This is a genomic window from Streptomyces lushanensis (assembly GCF_001700515.1).
Classification (GTDB): Bacteria; Actinomycetota; Actinomycetes; order Streptomycetales; family Streptomycetaceae; genus Streptomyces; species Streptomyces lushanensis.
Window position 1 is genome coordinate 1 of the sequence record NZ_MAUD01000119.1, and the last position, 15,631, is coordinate 15,631.

The window sequence follows — 15,631 nt, forward strand, 5'->3', positions numbered from 1 at the left end:
GGCCGTCGGCGCCGACGGCCGCACGCGCCGCATCGTGGTGGGCCGGATCAAGCTGGAGTCCCGCCCGCTGCTGAGCATCAAGGCGGTCTCGCCCGAGGGTGTCGAGGTCAACCTGATCGTCCAGGACGACTGGCATGTCCGGGTCCTCGGCCCCGGCGCCAGTGTGCTGAACGTGACGGAACTCAAGAAGGGCGACCAGGTCCTCGGCCATGTCGCCACCGACAAGCGGCACGTCGGCTGGCCCGTCGGCGAGTTCTGCGTCGAGAAGTGACAGAGCCGGACCGCCGGGCCGGTGCCGTGCCCGTACAGGCACGGCACCGGCCCGGCGGGTCCGCAGCGGCCCCCGGAGAGACGATGAGTGACGAAGGCTGGTGGGGCGAGCGGCTGTTCGCCGCCGCCGACCCACGGGCGGTCTGGGCGCGATCCGGCAGCGCGGTCCCGTTCGGCGCGCTCCGCGAGGAGACGGCCCGGCTCACCCGCACCCTCACCTGCTACGGAATCCGCCCGGGTACGACGGTGGCGGTGCACGGCACACCGAGCTTCACCCAGCTGTGGTGCGTCTTCGCCCTGTGGTCCATCGGCGCGCAGGTGATCCTGCTGGAGCCGGCGCTGGGCCGCGCGGAGCGGGCCGCGCTGCTGGAGCTGAGCGCACCGCAGTTCGTGATCAGCCTGGGCGAACGCTTCGACGGCCAGGGCCTGTTCGTACCCGAGTGCGAGGTGCTCGTACGGCGCAGGCGGGGCGGTCTGCCCGCGCGCACCCCGCACTGTCTGGTGCAGTTCTCCTCCGGCACCACGGGCCGTCCCAAGGCGGCGGGCCGTACCGCCGCCTCACTGCTGACCGAGGTGGCGCGGCTCGGCTCGCTGCCCCTGATGCCGGGGGCCGGCGAGCGGGTGGCGGTCCTCGAACCGATCGCGCACTCCTTCCCGCTGATCGGCGGTGTGCTGCACGCTCTCGCGGTCGGCGCGACCGTGGTGTTCCCGGCCTCCGCCGACGGCGCGGCGGTCACCGAGGCCGTGGCCGGCTCCCACGCGGTCCTGGGGCGCCCGCACCACTTCGCCCAGCTCACCGAGGCCGCGGCCGGGACCGGTCTGCCGCTCCTGCGGCTCGCCGTCTCCGGCGGGGACACCCTGCCCGCGGAGACCGCGGGCGCCTTCGCCCGCCGATACGGGGTCCTGGTGGGCCAGGCGTACGGAACGACCGAGACCGGCGTCGTCTCCACGGACCTGGCCGGGGTGCACGGGCCGGAGTCCATCGGCGTGCCGGTACCGGGGGTGCGCACACGGGTGACGGCCGGGACCCTCCAGGTCCATGTCCCGTGCTCGCCCCACCCCTACGAGCCCGACCGTCCTGGGCCCGACGGCCATGGGCCCGACCCCTACGAGCCCCGGCCGCGCGAGGGCGGCGGCTGGCTGTCCACCTACGACCTCGTCACCCGGGACCCGGCGACCGGAGCCCTGTGGCTGCGGGGCAGGGCCGGGCGTACCGCGTCCGGCGCCCAGCTGCTCGACATCGAGGAGGTGCTGCGGGCCCACCGGCATGTCACGGAGGCCGTGGTGCTGGGGCCCGACCCGGTCGAGGCCCATGTGGCCGGCACCGACGAACTGGCACGGACCGACCTGTCGGCGTGGTGCCGGAGGTTCCTCGGCGAGCAGTCCGTGCCGCGCCGGTTCCACATGGTGCCCGAACTGGCCAGGTCCGCGAGCGGCAAGCTGCTGCGCGACCGGGACCGGCTGCACGAGCGGGGCTGGGCGCCCCGCCCGGGACTCGCGGGCCGGAGACGGTGATGGCCGATCACGGGCAGCGGGCCCGTACCGCCACGGCGTCGACCGGACCGGCGTACGCGACCGACGCGGAGCGCTGGCGGGCGGTGCAGCGCCGCGACAAGGCGGCGGACGGCGTCTTCTACTACGTCGTGCGGACGACGGGCATCTACAGCCGGCCCTCCTGCGCCGCGCGGCTGGCCCGCCGGGAGAACGTGGAGTTCCATCCCACCCTGGAGGAGGTGCGTGCGCGGGGTTACCGCCCGTGCCGCCGCTGCCATCCCGACGAGTCGGCGCCGAACAGGTACTACGCGGACACCGTGGCCCGGGCCTGCCTGCTGATGGACGGGGCGCTGGAGCCCCCCAACCTGGACGGCCTGGCGCGGACGGCCGGCTACAGCCGCTTCCACTTCCACCGGATGTTCAGATCGCTGACCGGGGTCACACCGCACGCGTACTGGACGGCGGTGCGGGCCCGGCGCGTCCGGGCGGAGCTGGCCGGGGCACGTACCGTCTCCGACGCCATCTACCAGGCCGGCTTCAACTCCAACGGCCAGTTCTACGCCGTCTCCTCGGCGATCCTCGGCATGACGCCGCAGGCGTTCCGCGCGGGCGGGGACGGTGAGGTGATCCGGTCGGCGGTGGGGGCGTCCTCGCTCGGCCCCCTGCTGGTGGCCGCCACGGACAAGGGTGTGTGCGCGGTGCTGCTGGACCGCGCGGACGCCGGCGCCGCCGGTGGGCCCGACGACGCGGGCGGGACGCTGCTGCCGCGGCTCGTGGAGATGTTCCCGCGTGCCGAGCACCGGGCGGACACCGTCTGGCTCGGCGCGCGGGTGGGCCGGGCGCTCGCGCGCGTCGATGTGCCCGAGCCGGGCCGGGGTCTGCTGCCTCGCCGGGTGCTGCGGGTCTGTCTGCGGGAGCGGATCCGCCAGGAACTCCGGGGGCTCGTGGTCCCGGCCGGGCACGGCACAGGCCGGCCCGCCCCCTCGCTCGGCCTGCGTCACGCGGGCTGACGCCCGGCGGAACGGGACCGGTCCCGTTCCGCCGGGCGTCGTCGTGGGTGCCCGGGTGTCAGACCCAGAGCCCCTTGCGCCGGTCGCGCAGTTCCTTGAACGAGTCGAGGTCGGGCACCGTCCAGCCGTCGAGGTCGTACTCCTCCATGCACTTCTCGGCGAAGCCCTTGTACGCGTCGAGTTGGCCACTGGCCTCCTGCGCGTGCAGGATGTCGGTGCGCACCTGCTCGTGGTTGCCCGAGTAATTGCGCTCGTACAGCTCGTGCCGGCCGCCGAACTCCGTACCGATCGCGTCCCAGAGCAGTTTCATGAGTTTGACACGGCTCACCGAGTCGTACCCGTTCGAGCCGCGCACGTACTTGTCGAGATACGGCCGGATCTCCGGGTTCGCGAAATCATCGGCACTGGAATTGACGTAGATCAGGCCGCTGGCGACGTCCTGGAGGATGATTTCCTTGATACGCGGATAGCCGACGGTCATGAACCAGCGGTAGGCCATGCCGTATTCGAGACGCGGCAGGAGTGCGCCGTTCTTCCACTCCTGCGGATTGCGCGCGGCGGCGTCGCTGAGGGCCCAGAACATGTTGCGCCAGGCCAGCACCTCGCCGATGCGGGACTGGATGCCGCGGAAGTCCTTGCTGCCGGTCATTTCGACGGCCTTGAGCAGCAGACCGGCTATGAAGTCGATTTTCACCGCGAGGCGGATGGCGCCGTGGAAGGTGAGCCGCTCCAGGAAACCGGACTGCGGGGCGAAGTTGTTCACCCGGTCCGCGTCGCCGTAGAGGAAGACGTTCTCCCAGGGGATGAGCACCTTGTCCAGCACGAAGATGGTGTCGTTCTCGTCGAGCCGGCTGGAGAGCGGGTAGTCGAACGGGCTGCCCGTCGCCGCGGCGTTCGCCGCGTAGGACGGACGGCAGATCAGTTTCAGTCCCGGCGCGCCCATCGGCACGGTCGCGACCAGCGCGAACTTCCTGTCCCGCAGCGGCAGGCCGTAGTGCGAGATGAAGTTGTAGTGGGTGATGGCCGAACCGGTGGCGACGACCTTCGCCCCGGAGACGACCAGCCCGCTGTCGGTCTCCTTCTCCACATGGACGAAGACGTCCTGGACCTGCTCGGTGGGCAGATGACGGTCCACCGGCGGGTGGATGATCGCGTGGTTCCAGAACAGGACCTTCTCCTGCGACTCCTTGTACCAGCGCCGGGCGTTCTCCTCGTACGGGGCGTAGTACTCGCTGTTGGCGCCGAGGGTGCCGAGGAACGCGGCCTTGTAGTCGGGACTGCGGCCCATCCAGCCGTACGTCATCCTGGCCCACTCGGTGATCGCCTCGCGGTCCGCGACCAGGTCGTCCACGCTGCGTGGGGTACGGAAGAAGGCGTGGGTGAATCCGTCGCCGCCGGTGTCGGTGCGGGTGGTCAGCACCCCCTGCTTCGCGGGGTCGTGCAGGGCGTTGTAGAGACGGGCCGTCATCAGCGCCGAGTTGCGGAACGCCGGATGGGCGGTGACGTCCTTGACCCGCTCCCCGTTGAGGTAGATCTCGCGGTCGTCCCGGAGGCTTTCCAGGTACTCATCGCCGGTCAGCGGTCGCGTCACCGGTGCGTGGGGAGCGTCGGGTCCCGCGTCGCCGTTCTGTCGCGTCATGTCTTCTTCCTTGTCCGGTCAATGACCCTGTGGTTGGTGGTCGTCGAGGCTCCCGCACGCCCGGGCGGGTCCCTCCGGTCCGCCCGGGCGGACCTCATACGTGTTTGCTCGTGGCCGCCAGCGCGCTGAAGTCGGCCGCCCAGCCGTGCGCCGGGCCGTCGAGCGACCCGGTCCAGGCCGCCCCGTCGGACGGGCGGCGGAACTCGCCCAGCACCCCGGAGCTGAAGACCAGGGGCTCCCCGCCGGAAGCCTCGAAGCGCACCACCTCGCCGACGTACAGCACATGGTCACCGCCGTCGTAGGTCGCCCAGGGGACACAGGTGAAGTGCGCCACGGCGCCGGCGAGCCGGGCGGCGGAGGGGTCGCCCTCCCAGCGGACGCCGGAGGCGGGGGCATCGGCGCGGCCCGCGAAGAGCAGGGCGAGATCGCGCTGGTCCGCCGCCAGCACATTGATCCCGAACGCGGAACTCTCCCCGAGCCGGTCGCAGCCGCGGCTGCGCCGGTCCAGGGAGACCAGGACCAGCGGCGGGGCCAGGGACACCGAGGTGAAGGAGCTGACGGTGACACCGTGGACGGCCGTCCCGTCGCCGGTGGTGACGACGGTCACGCCCGAGGCGAACCGCCCCAGGCAATCCCGGAACGCGCGCTGTTCAAGGCTCACGGGAAAGTCCTCCTTGATGGGAAAACGGATGCGGAACCCGATGACAGGATTCCATCAGGGGCGTCCGTCCCATCGAAAGGAACGGGCGACCGAAGATAATCGGCGCGCGGTCTCCGAATGCATTACGCGGGCATTGTTCCAGCCGTCGCTGAAGAACCGGTCCAGGAATATCGGCCTCATCAATCTGCTTGACGGACATCCGTTCCGCGTTCTAGCTTTCCAGACCAGGAGCGCAATCCGGTCAGAGGCCGCAATCCGCTCGGCAGCGCTTCCTGCCGGCCGTCGCGGACCGTCGGTGCGGTGCGGGAATTTCGCGCCCGCGATTTTCGGTACTCGTTGACCATCCGACATCGGGACGTACAGAACGAGGGGGAACCATGCGTATCCAAGTCGATGTGAATGAGGCTCTGCAAGACTATGTGGCAGAGATTTCACTGCGTGAACCCGACCTGCTCCAGGAACTCCGGACCAAGACGTCCGAACTTCCGCTGGCCCTGATGCAGATCTCGCCCGAGCAGGGTCAGTTCATCTCTCTGCTGGTGAAGGCGACCGGCGCCAGGCGTGCCCTGGAGGTCGGTGTGTTCACCGGCTACAGCCTGCTCTCGACCGCCCTGGCACTGCCCGAGGGGGGCAGCGTGGTCGCTCTCGACATCAGCGAGGAGTGGTCCGCCATGGCCCGTGACTTCGCGGAGCGGGCCGGTGTCGCCGACCGGATCGACCTGCGGATCGGTGACGCGCGCCAGTCCCTGGAATCCCTGCTGACGGAGGAGGGCGCGGCCGGTTCGTTCGACTTCGTCTTCATCGACGCCGACAAGGAGAACTACGAGGCCTACTTCGAGGCCGCGCTGAAGCTGCTGCGCACCGGAGGCCTGATCGTCGTGGACAACGTGCTCTGGCACGGCGCGGTGCTCGACGAGACACAGCAGGACTCCGAGACGACGGCGCTGCGGGCGTTCAACGCCAAGGTCCGCGAGGACAAGCGGGTGGACCTGAGCGTCCTGCCGTACGCCGACGGCCTGACCTTCGCCCTCAAGCGCTGAGCGCTCGGGGCGCCGGCCTTCCCGGCACACCCTCCGCGCGTCCGCGCACCTTCATCGGCCACGAGTCTCCACGAGGTATGACCATGGATCAGATTCCAACCGGCATAAGACGCCGCCTCCTTCTCACCGGTGCCGCCGGAGCGGGCGGAGCAGCGGCACTCGGTCTCCACGGCACGGCCCACGCGTCGGGATCCGGAGCCCGCGCGCTCGCCGACGCGGCGCCGCCGGCCGGCCCGGTCGCCGTCACGCCCGCCAACCAGCAGTACCCGGACCTGGTGAGGGCGCTCAACGCGCGGTACGTCGCGAAACCGGAGTCCGTACGAGTCGTCGACGCCCCCGCCCAGGTGGCCCCGATCGTCGCCGAGGCCGCCCGCGCGGGCAAACGCCTCACCATCCGCAGCGGCGGGCACTGCCTGGAGGACTTCGTCTACAACCCGCAGACGCAGCTCATCCTCGACCTGTCGAAGATGAACGGCGTGTACTACCACAGCCGGCTCAACGCGATCGCCGTCGAGGCGGGAGCCCAGCTGCTCGACGTCTACGAGAAGCTGTACGCGACCTGGGGCATCACCATCCCCGGCGGTATCTGCTACTCCGTCGGCATCGGCGGCCATGTCAGCGGCGGCGGCTGGGGCATGCTCGTACGGCGCGACGGTCTGGTCGTCGACCATCTGTACGCGGTGGAGGTGGTGACCGTCGCCGCCGACGGCACGGTCACGACGGTCGTCGCCACCCGGGAGGCGAACGACCCCCACCGAGAGCTGTGGTGGGCCCACACCGGCGGTGGCGGCGGCAACTTCGGTGTGGTCACCCGCTACTTTTTCCGCTCGCCGGGCGCCACCGGCACCGACCCGCGCAACCTGCTGCCCAAGCCGCCCGGCGAGGTCCTCTTCAGCGCGGTGTCGTGGTCGTGGAGCGACCTCACCAAGGAGGAGTTCGTCCGCCTGGTGCGCAACTACGCCTCCTGGCACGTGGCCAACATCGGAGGGGACAGCCCCACCCGCTTCCTGACCAGCTTCCTGCTGCTCAACCACCGGTCCAACGGCCAGATCGGCATGGTCACACAGGTCGACGCGGCGGCTCCCGACGCGCGGGGGATGCTCGACGCCTATCTCGCGCACATGAGCGCCGGCATCAACACCGAGCCCGGCGCGCTGACCGAGCAGATGGGCGACATCAGCGCCATGCCGCAGTTCGCCGCGCCGCGCCGGCTGCCCTGGCTCCAGGCCACCCGCTTCGCGGGCACCACCAACCCACTGCTCAACGACCCCACGCTGCGGGCCGAGTACAAGTCGGCGTACATGAGGGCCGACTTCCCGCCGCGCCAGGCGGAGGCGCTCTACAAGCACCTCACCCGTACCGACATCGACAACCCGAAGATCAACATTCAGCTCACCCCCTACGGCGGCAGGACCAACAAGGTCCGCGAGGCGGACACCGCGCTGCCGCACCGGGGAGCGGCGTTCAAGATGCTCTGGTCCGTCCTGTGGAACGAACCCGCGGAGGACGCCAAGTACATCGCCTGGACCCGGGAGAGCTACGAGGAGACGTACGCCGACACCGGCGGCGTCCCCGTCCCCAACGCCGTGACCGACGGCTGCTACATCAACTACCCGGACGCGGACCTCGGCGACCCGCTGCGCAACAGGTCCGGGGTCAGCTGGGCGACCCTCTACTACAAGGGCAACTACCGCCGCCTCCAGCAGGTCAAGGCCAGGTACGACCCCGGCAACTTCTTCCGCCACCGTCAGTCCGTGGAACTTCCCACCCCCTGACGCCCGTTCGGACACCTTCGCGGACCGCGGCCGGCTCTCCGGCCGCGGTCCGCGCCGTATTCCCGGGTACGAGCGCAATTCTCTGGGTGCCCGGCCCCCGATCCGATCTTTAGCGTGAAGGAGTCAAGACATTGACCAGGCTTGATCACCGAGGAGTTGGGGACATGGCACAGGGCACGGACGGTATGCGGCGCAGAAACTTCCTCGCCGGGGGAGCCGCGGCCGGGGGAGCCGCACTGCTGACGGGGACGGGGCTCGCCACACCGGCTTCCGCGGCCGGCGAGGCCGCCGCGGCGGCGGAACCGGTCACCGTGGTCACCCCGGCCGACAAGCGCTACCCGGACCTCGTCCGGGGCTGGAACCAGCGCTGGGTCGCCTCGCCCGAGAGGGTGGTGCTGGCCGAGACGACGGCGCAGGTCGTACGGGCCGTGGAGAAGGCCGTGTCGGGCGGCAAGCGGCTGACCGTCCGCGGCGGCGGCCACTGCTGGGAGGACTGGGTCTTCAACCCCGATGTCCGGGTCATCCTCGACATGACGAAGATGAACAAGGTCTTCTACGACCCCCGGATGAACGCGATCGCCGTCGAGGCGGGCGCCCAGCTGCTGAACGTCTACGAGCGGATGTACCGCACCTGGGGTGTCGTCGTCCCGGCAGGCATGTGCTTCCAGGTCGGCGCGGGCGGACATGTCAGCGGCGGCGGCTGGGGCCTGCTCTGCCGCAAGCTGGGACTGGTCGTCGACCATCTGTACGCGGTGGAGGTGGTGACCGTCGCCGCCGACGGCACGGTCACGACGGTCGTCGCCACCCGGGAGGCGAACGACCCCCACCGTGACCTGTGGTGGGCCCACACCGGCGGTGGCGGCGGCAACTTCGGTGTCATCACCCGTTTCTGGTTCCGCTCGCCCGGGGCCACCGGCACCGACCCGTCCGCGCTGCTGCCGCAGCCGCCGGCCGAGGTGCTGGTCAGCGCGATCGCCTGGCCGTGGGAGGAGATGACCGAGCAGCGCTTCGCCCGTCTGGTGAAGAACTACGGGGACTGGCACGCCAAGAACCTCAAGGCCGGTACCCCGAACGACAACCTGGTCAGCATGCTGGCCCTGAACCACCGGTCCAACGGCTACATCGGCCTGATCACCCAGGCCGACGCGACCGTCCCGAACGCGGACCGGATCCTGGACGACTTCCTGGCGGCCATGACGGCCGGCCTGGACATGGCACATGTGCCGCTCACCACCCCCATGGGCGAGCTGCCCGCCATGCCGGAGCTCGCCGAGCCCCGGCGGATGCCCTGGCTCCAGGCCGCCCGGTACCTGGGCACCACCAACGCGACCCTGAACGACCCCAGTCTCAAGGGCGACTTCAAGTCGGCGTACTACCGCACGGCCATGCCGGACGCGCACATCGGTGATTTCTACCGGCACCTGACCCGCACCGATCTCGTCAACCCCACCGCCTCCGTGCTGCTCAGCTCCTTCGGCGGCCAGGTCAACGCGGTCGCCCCGGACGCCACCGCCGCCCCGCACCGCGAGGCCGCGTACAAGGCCGCCTGGATGATCTGGTGGACCGACCCGGCGGACGAGGCCAAGTCGCTCGCCTGGATCAGGGAGTTCTTTCACGGGGTGTACGCCGGGACGGGCGGCGTACCGGTGCCGAACGCCGTGACCGACGGCTGCTACGTCAACTACCCGGACATCGATCTGCACGACCCGGCGTACAACAAGTCCGGTGTGCCCTGGTACACGCTGTACTACAAGAACGTCTATCCCCGGCTCCAGCAGGTGAAGGCGAAGTACGACCCGGGCAACGTGTTCCGCCACAGCCAGTCCGTGCGGGTCCCGAAGCCGTGACCGCGCGGGCGGAGGGGACCGCACCGGCGCCCGGGGAGCCGGCCGGCGGTGGCTCGCGGCGCGGCGGCCTGCCCGCCGTGATCTCGGTGGCACTCGGCTCCTTCGTCCTGGTGCTCTCCGAGCTGCTGCCGGTGGGCGCCCTGACCGACATCGGCGAGGACCTCGCCGTGTCGACCGGTGTCACCGGGCTGCTCGTCGTGACACCCGGGCTCGCGGCGGCCGTCGCCGCCCCCGTGCTGACCCTGACGTCGGGGCGCCTGGACCGTCGTACGGTGCTGTGGACACTGGCCGCCCTGACGGCGGTGGCGGACCTGCTGTGCGCCGTGTCGCGGAACCTGGCGACGATGCTCGCCGGCCGGGTCCTGCTCGGTGTGGCGCTCGGCGGGTTCTGGGCGGTGGGCGCGGCGGTCGCGCCCCGGCTGGTGCCGCCCGGGCTCGCGCACCGGGCCGCCTCCCTGGTCACCGCCGGTATCTCGGTGGGCACCGTGGCGAGCCTCCCGCTCGCGGCGCTGGCGGGCGGGAGCACGGGCTGGCGTACCGCGTTCTGGGCGGCCGGTCTGGTGGCGCTCGGCGCCCTGGCCGCCCAGGCGTGGTACCTGCCGCCGCTGCCCGCCGGCCCCGTGATCGGCCGGAGGGCCCTGGCGGCCGTCCTGCGCAGTCCCGCGGCCCGGGCCGGTCTGCTGACCACCGCCCTGGTCTTCCTCGGGCACTTCGCCGCGTACACCTATGTCGGGCCCTATCTGGAACGCGAGGCGGGGTTCGGGGACGCGGCGGTCGCAGCGGTGCTGCTCTCGTACGGGGTGGCCGGGATCGGCGGCAACTTCCTGGCCGGGCTGACCCTGGCCAGGTCGGTGCGGGGGACCGTCGCCGGGGCCGCCGCGGCGCTCGCGGCGACCGCCGCGCTGCTGCCGGTGTGCGCGGGCTCGCCCGTCCTGGTGACCGTGCTCGTCGTGGTCTGGGGAGCGGCCTTCGGGACGCTGCCGCTGAGCCTGCAGACCGCGATGGCCAAGGCCGTGCCCGAGGCGCCCGAGAGCTCTCTCGCCGTCTTCGTGACCACCGTGCAGCTGTCGCTGGCGACAGGGTCGCTGCTCGGCGGCCTGGTGGTCGACGGGTACGGCGTGCCGGCGAGCCTGGGTCTGGGGGCGGCGCTCTCGGCGCTCGCCATGACGGTCCCGCTGCTGTCGGCCCACCGGCACTCCCGAACGCGGCAGCAAGAATCGGTGGTGTGACGGCCGCGGGCCTGGGCGAGTCTGGGCGGCAGGAGCTCGTCCGGAGGGCCGGCCGAGCGTTCCCCCTTGGAGGAGAGATGGCTGTCCGCCCGGGCGAGGTCTACTACAACCCCAGGTGTCGGGAGAAGATCGTCATCAGAACGCCCGCCGCGCAGACCGGCGGTGAACGCGCGGTCATGGATCTCTACGTCGAGCCCGGCGGGTTCGCCGCCGGATACCACACGCACCCGTTCAGCGAGGAGATATTCACGCTGGTGCGCGGCAGCCTCCGGGTGCACGTGGGTGGCCGCGACATCATCCTGAAGGAGGTCGGGCAGACCGTGACCGTCCCGGCCGGCACGGTGCACCGCTGGTTCGGCAACACGGAGAAGGAGACGTCCTTCGCGGTGGTCGAGCTGGTCAACCGGGCCGAGCGCTTCGAACAACTGATCCTGCGTCAGCTGTTCGGGCTCGCCCAGGACGGCAAGACCGACGCGGAGGGGCGGCCGAACCTGCTCCAGCACGCCGTCACCATGCGGGAGTTCTCCGACGTCCTGCGCTTCACGGACCGGCCCTGGCCGGTCCAGCGCGTCATGAACGGTGCCCTGGCACCGCTCGCCCGGCTGCTCGGCTACCGCGCCTGCAACCCGGAGTACATGGAGCGCGGCCCGCTGGAGGTCGCCGAACTCGAAACGCTGCCCGACGAGGTGGCCCGGAAGTTCGCCCGGCCGGAGCGTGACCGGGGTGCGGCGCCCGGCGTGTAGGAAGTGGTGTCCGCCCGGCCGGTACGAGGGAGCGCGGTGGCGGCGCCGGCGAAGCCGAGGACCCCGGTGGCCTGATGGCCACCGGGGTCCTGTCGTACGGGCCGGTCCGGGCGGAGCCGGGCCGGAGCGGCGACGTCAGAAACTCTTGTGGAATCCGGCGTCGACCGCGTAGTCCGAGCCCGTCGTGCTCGCCGAGCGCGGCGAGGCCAGCAGCAGGACCGCGTCGGCGACCTCCTGCGGGTCGATCAGACGGCCCGTGACCTGGCCCATCATCTGCGGCGCGACACTCTCGATGACACTGTCACGGTCGGCCCCCGCCATGCCCGCGATGATGTCGGCCGCGCCGCCCTCCTCGGTCCACCAGGCGGTCAGAACGGCGCCCGGGGAGACGGTGTTGACGCGGATGCCCTTGCCGCCGAACTCCTCCGACAGCGCCTTGGTCAGGTTCGACAGACCCGCCTTGGCCGCGCCGTACTCGATGTTGACCGGTGCGGGCTGGCGGGCCATGCCGGTGGAGACGTTGATGATGGAGCCGCCACCGCGCTCGATCATGGGCGGGATGGCCGCGCGGATGGCACGGACGGCCGAGAACAGGTTGAACTCGAAGATCGCCTGCCACTGCTCGTCGCTGCTGTCGAAGAAGCCGGTGCGCGGCATCGAGATACCGGGCGGCGGGCCGCCCGCGTTGTTGACGAGGATGTCGAGGCCACCGAAGTGCTCGACCGCGCGGGCGACGATCTGCGCCGGCGCCTCCGCGTCCATCAGGTCGGCGGGGATGTGCAGCAGGTCCGGGCCCGCAAGCTGCTCCAGTTCCGGGGTGCCCTTGCGGGAGACCGCCACGACCTTGGCGCCCTCTTCGAGCAGTGAGCGCGTGATGGCCAGGCCGATGCCCTTGGAGGCTCCGGTCACCACGGCCACACGGCCGGAAAGGTTGAGATCCATGCTTGTCCTTCGCTAGATCGAGACCCTCACCCGGGAGGCAGGGGAGAACCCAGTGGCGCGCTCTCACCTGTTTGAACACCGGCCGCCCCCGAAGGGTTGCGGGTGACCGCGTTCCTGACGGCGGGGTGCCGGGGACGCCGGTCACGCGCCCAGCAGCACGGGCTGCGCCCCGGACCGGTCCGGCGATCCGGTCCGCGGCCGGGCGGCGCACGGACGCGACTCCGGGACGCCCGCGTCCAGCGAGGGCCGGAACTCGCTCGCGGAGGGCGGCTCCAGGCGGGGGTGCCCGGCCAGGATGTCGGTGATGAGGTGGTGGATGCGCTGACGGGGGGACGTGCCGAGTTCCGCGCGCAGTACGTCGCACAGCCGGTGGAAGACGGTGAGCGCGTCGGCCTGGCGGCCCGAGCGGTACAGGGCCAGCATCAGCTGGCCGGTGAGCTCCTCGTTGGTGGGATCCCGGTGGACGAGGGCGTGGAGCTCGGCGAGGAGCTGGTGGTGGCGGCCCAGCCGGAGCTCGGCGTCCATGCGCTGGACGACCGACTCGGTGTGGGCCTGTCCGATGGCCGCGAGAGCGGCGCGCAGCAGCGGCCCGGTGGGCGCGTCGATGAAGCCCGGTCCGCTCCACATCGCGTGGGCGGCCCGCAGCTGCCGCGCCCCCTCGTCGAGCTTCCCGGCGTCGAGGGCGGCCCGTCCGGCCCGGATCCGGTGTTCGTAGGCGTTCAGGTCGAGTTCGTCCTCCCGGACGCGGAGCAGATAGCCCTGGTCGCGGGTGACGATCCGGCCCGAGTCCCTGGACGCCGGCGACGCCTCGCTCTCCTTGAGCATGCGGCGCAGCTGCATGACATAGGTGTGGACCGCGGCCACCGCGCGAGGCGGCGGGCTGTACTCCCACAGCTCCTCGACGAACTGCCCCATCGACACCACGCGGTTCGCGCTCATCAGGAGCAGAGCGAGCATCTGACGATGCTTGGGCGCGCTGGGAGTCAGGTAGCTGCCGTTTTCGGTGACGGACATGGGTCCTAGTATTGAGAACCGCATTATCTCTCCCCCGTTTATGTGCCAGTGCGTCAACTCTTCAAGAGTAACTACGTTTCGGCACAGAAGAACGTTCCCGACGCCACTTTGGCAACTCTTCGGCGGGCGTCCAGGACCGTCCCGAAGGGGACCCGGCATTTCCGTTTATTGCGTGCATGACAAGGTCGGACAATTACTGCCCGGTGGCGCGCGCCAGTACTTCCGCCGGATTCTTGTGCGGACGGTTGCCACGCCAGGCCACATGCTGATCGGGCCGTACGAGGGCCAGGTCGCGCCCGTACAATTCGCGTGCGGCGGGATCGTTCACCTGTACCAGAGAAAACGGAATTCCGGATTCTCGGGCGGCCTTTTCGAACCCGGAGGTGTCATGGGGGACGTCACCCAGACTCAGCAGGGTGAACCCGGTCCCGATCCGGTCGAAGAGCGAGCCGCCCGGCCCGTGCTCCTCGTCCAGCCACAGATGCGGGGCACGTCCGCCGGGCACCCCTGACGGCGTGTAGGAGACGAAGTCGTCGGGCGGCGGCGTGTCACCGTCGGTGAGGACGACGGGCGACGCGTCGTAGCGGGCGCCCAGCTGCACCCCGAGCGTGTCCATGGTGAGCAGCCCGTACGCGGCGAGTTCCGCCGCCGTCCTCCGCCGGGTCGACTCGCCCTCGGCGCCGTCCTCCTCCAGAAGGTCCGGCCGCCCGATCGCCCCGAGGGCGATGTTGAGTTCGCGGGCGGCCCTCGTGTTGCGCAGGGCGACGGGCCTGCGCTCCGCCTCGTACGACGGCAGCAGGCCGGGTCCCGCCCAGCCCTGCACCGCGGCGGCCAGCTTCCACGCCAGGTTCGCCGCGTCGTCCACGCCCGTGTTCATGCCGAACCCGCCGTTCGGCGTGAACAGGTGCGCGGCGTCTCCGGCCAGCCAGACGCGCCCGGCGCCGAAGCGCTCGGCGACCAGCGCGGCGCCCGGTGTCCAGGCGCGGCGCCCGAGGACCTCCACCTCGACCGGGGCGCCCACGGCCCGGCGCACCAGCTCCACGAGCGCGCCCTCGCCGGGGTCGTCGGGATCGGCCGAACTCGTCAGCAGGAAGAACTCGTCGGCGCCGTTGAGGGCGATCAGGTTGAGCGCGAGCTCGCCGTTGAAGACCCAGTTGCTCCACGCGGCGTGCTCACGCAGGAAGCGGCCGTACAGCCCCGGCACGCGCAGATGCGCCGCGGTCGCCCTGCGCCCCAGCACGTCCTGGTCCAGCGAGCCCTCGCCGGTGTACGAGATGCCCAGCGAGCGCCGTACGAGGCTGTGCCCGCCGTCGCAGCCGACCGCGTACCGCGCCTCCCAGGTGCGGGGCCCGCCCGGGCCCGTCACGGCGACGGTGACACGGTCGCCGCTCTCGCGGACCGCGGTGACCCGGTGGCCGTAGCGCAGGGTGATGCCCGGCCGGGTGCCGGCGTGCGCCAGCAGCAGCTGTTCGACATACATCTGGTTCGCGCGGTGCATCGGCTCGGGCACCTGGTCGGTCCGGTCGGCCGCCGCCACCCGGGCCCGCGTCTCGTCGGCGCCCGGCCAGGGCAGATGGGCCAGCAGGTGGCCGCTGTAGCGGGTGAAGAACGAGATGCCGGCGCTGTGCGGGCCGGGCAGCCCCAGCTCCCGTATCCGCGACGCCAGCCCGAGCCTGCGGTAGTGCTCCATCGTGCGCGCGCCGTGGGTGCTGCCGCGGGGCTCCGCCAGCACCGAGTCCTCGCTGTCGAAGACGACCGACTCGCACCCGTGATGGTCGAGGAAGAGCGCGAGCAGCAGCCCCACGGGACCGCCTCCGACGATGGCGACCGGCGTACGCGAGGGATCGTCCATCGAACTGGCCTCCAGCCTGAGTTCATGCAAAACAGGTGGGCGGCATCTTCCCAACGCCTTCTGAAGGATTAATGGAGATGCTGTTCAGCGAAATATCGGAGTTCTTCTCCAGGGA

General features: G+C 71.1%; 12 protein-coding genes and 1 pseudogene. 8 read left to right on the forward strand and 5 right to left on the reverse strand.

Going from position 1 to position 15,631, the window contains the following annotated elements; all coding sequences use genetic code 11:
* From BFF77_RS10955 to BFF77_RS10965, 3 genes and pseudogenes are all read left to right on the forward strand, one after another.
* A pseudogene (locus tag BFF77_RS10955) lies at positions 1 to 271 on the forward strand (3-dehydroquinate synthase II); the annotation flags it as partial.
* 83 nt (positions 272 to 354) lie between these two features.
* Complete coding sequence (locus tag BFF77_RS10960; RefSeq protein WP_079125020.1) at positions 355 to 1,785, forward strand: class I adenylate-forming enzyme family protein; 1,431 nt, start codon at positions 355 to 357, stop codon at positions 1,783 to 1,785.
* Positions 1,785 to 2,774, forward strand: a complete 990-nt coding sequence (locus BFF77_RS10965; protein WP_066947050.1) for a bifunctional transcriptional activator/DNA repair enzyme AdaA — start codon at positions 1,785 to 1,787, stop codon at positions 2,772 to 2,774. Before BFF77_RS10960 ends, BFF77_RS10965 begins: the two co-directional genes overlap by 1 nt.
* Positions 2,775 to 2,832: 58 nt before the next feature.
* Here the strand turns inward: BFF77_RS10965 and BFF77_RS10970 are convergent, their stop codons facing one another.
* On the reverse strand, positions 2,833 to 4,413 hold the full coding sequence (locus BFF77_RS10970; RefSeq protein WP_066947053.1) for a 4-hydroxyphenylacetate 3-hydroxylase N-terminal domain-containing protein: 1,581 nt from the start codon (positions 4,411 to 4,413) through the stop codon (positions 2,833 to 2,835).
* Between the two features lie 94 nt (positions 4,414 to 4,507).
* Positions 4,508 to 5,074, reverse strand: coding sequence for a flavin reductase family protein (locus tag BFF77_RS10975; RefSeq protein ID WP_066947055.1), 567 nt, complete (start codon positions 5,072 to 5,074; stop codon positions 4,508 to 4,510).
* A gap of 377 nt (positions 5,075 to 5,451) precedes the next feature.
* Between BFF77_RS10975 and BFF77_RS10980 the strand changes: the two genes are divergently transcribed.
* The 5 genes from BFF77_RS10980 to BFF77_RS11000 all read left to right on the forward strand — a co-directional run bounded on the left by BFF77_RS10980 (position 5,452) and on the right by BFF77_RS11000 (position 11,708).
* Entirely contained in the window at positions 5,452 to 6,114 is a 663-nt protein-coding gene (locus tag BFF77_RS10980) for a class I SAM-dependent methyltransferase (RefSeq protein WP_066947057.1), read from the forward strand.
* Between the two features lie 83 nt (positions 6,115 to 6,197).
* Positions 6,198 to 7,889 (forward strand): FAD-binding oxidoreductase, encoded by a 1,692-nt coding sequence (locus tag BFF77_RS10985; protein ID WP_079125024.1) that lies wholly within the window; start codon positions 6,198 to 6,200, stop codon positions 7,887 to 7,889.
* A 164-nt stretch (positions 7,890 to 8,053) separates the two neighbouring features.
* Positions 8,054 to 9,736 carry an FAD-binding oxidoreductase gene (locus tag BFF77_RS10990; RefSeq protein WP_169922649.1) on the forward strand — a complete coding sequence of 561 codons (1,683 nt, stop codon included), beginning with the start codon at positions 8,054 to 8,056 and terminating at the stop codon, positions 9,734 to 9,736.
* The gene (locus BFF77_RS10995) at positions 9,733 to 10,965 is read left to right on the forward strand and encodes an MFS transporter (protein ID WP_169922650.1); all 1,233 of its coding nucleotides are present in this window, start codon (positions 9,733 to 9,735) and stop codon (positions 10,963 to 10,965) included. Before BFF77_RS10990 ends, BFF77_RS10995 begins: the two co-directional genes overlap by 4 nt.
* Before the next feature lie 77 nt (positions 10,966 to 11,042).
* Positions 11,043 to 11,708: a cupin domain-containing protein gene (locus BFF77_RS11000; protein ID WP_066947058.1), complete on the forward strand. Its 666-nt coding sequence runs from the start codon at positions 11,043 to 11,045 to the stop codon at positions 11,706 to 11,708.
* 135 nt (positions 11,709 to 11,843) lie between these two features.
* On the opposite strand, the gene BFF77_RS11005 is transcribed toward BFF77_RS11000, so the two are convergent.
* From BFF77_RS11005 to BFF77_RS11015, 3 genes are all read right to left on the reverse strand, one after another.
* Positions 11,844 to 12,650 carry an SDR family NAD(P)-dependent oxidoreductase gene (locus BFF77_RS11005; protein WP_066947060.1) on the reverse strand — a complete coding sequence of 269 codons (807 nt, stop codon included), beginning with the start codon at positions 12,648 to 12,650 and terminating at the stop codon, positions 11,844 to 11,846.
* Between the two features lie 141 nt (positions 12,651 to 12,791).
* Positions 12,792 to 13,664, reverse strand: a complete 873-nt coding sequence (locus tag BFF77_RS11010; RefSeq protein WP_245703355.1) for an AfsR/SARP family transcriptional regulator — start codon at positions 13,662 to 13,664, stop codon at positions 12,792 to 12,794.
* Between the two features lie 193 nt (positions 13,665 to 13,857).
* Positions 13,858 to 15,546, reverse strand: coding sequence for an FAD-dependent monooxygenase (locus BFF77_RS11015; RefSeq protein ID WP_245703356.1), 1,689 nt, complete (start codon positions 15,544 to 15,546; stop codon positions 13,858 to 13,860).
* Between the last annotated feature and the right edge of the window lie 85 nt (positions 15,547 to 15,631).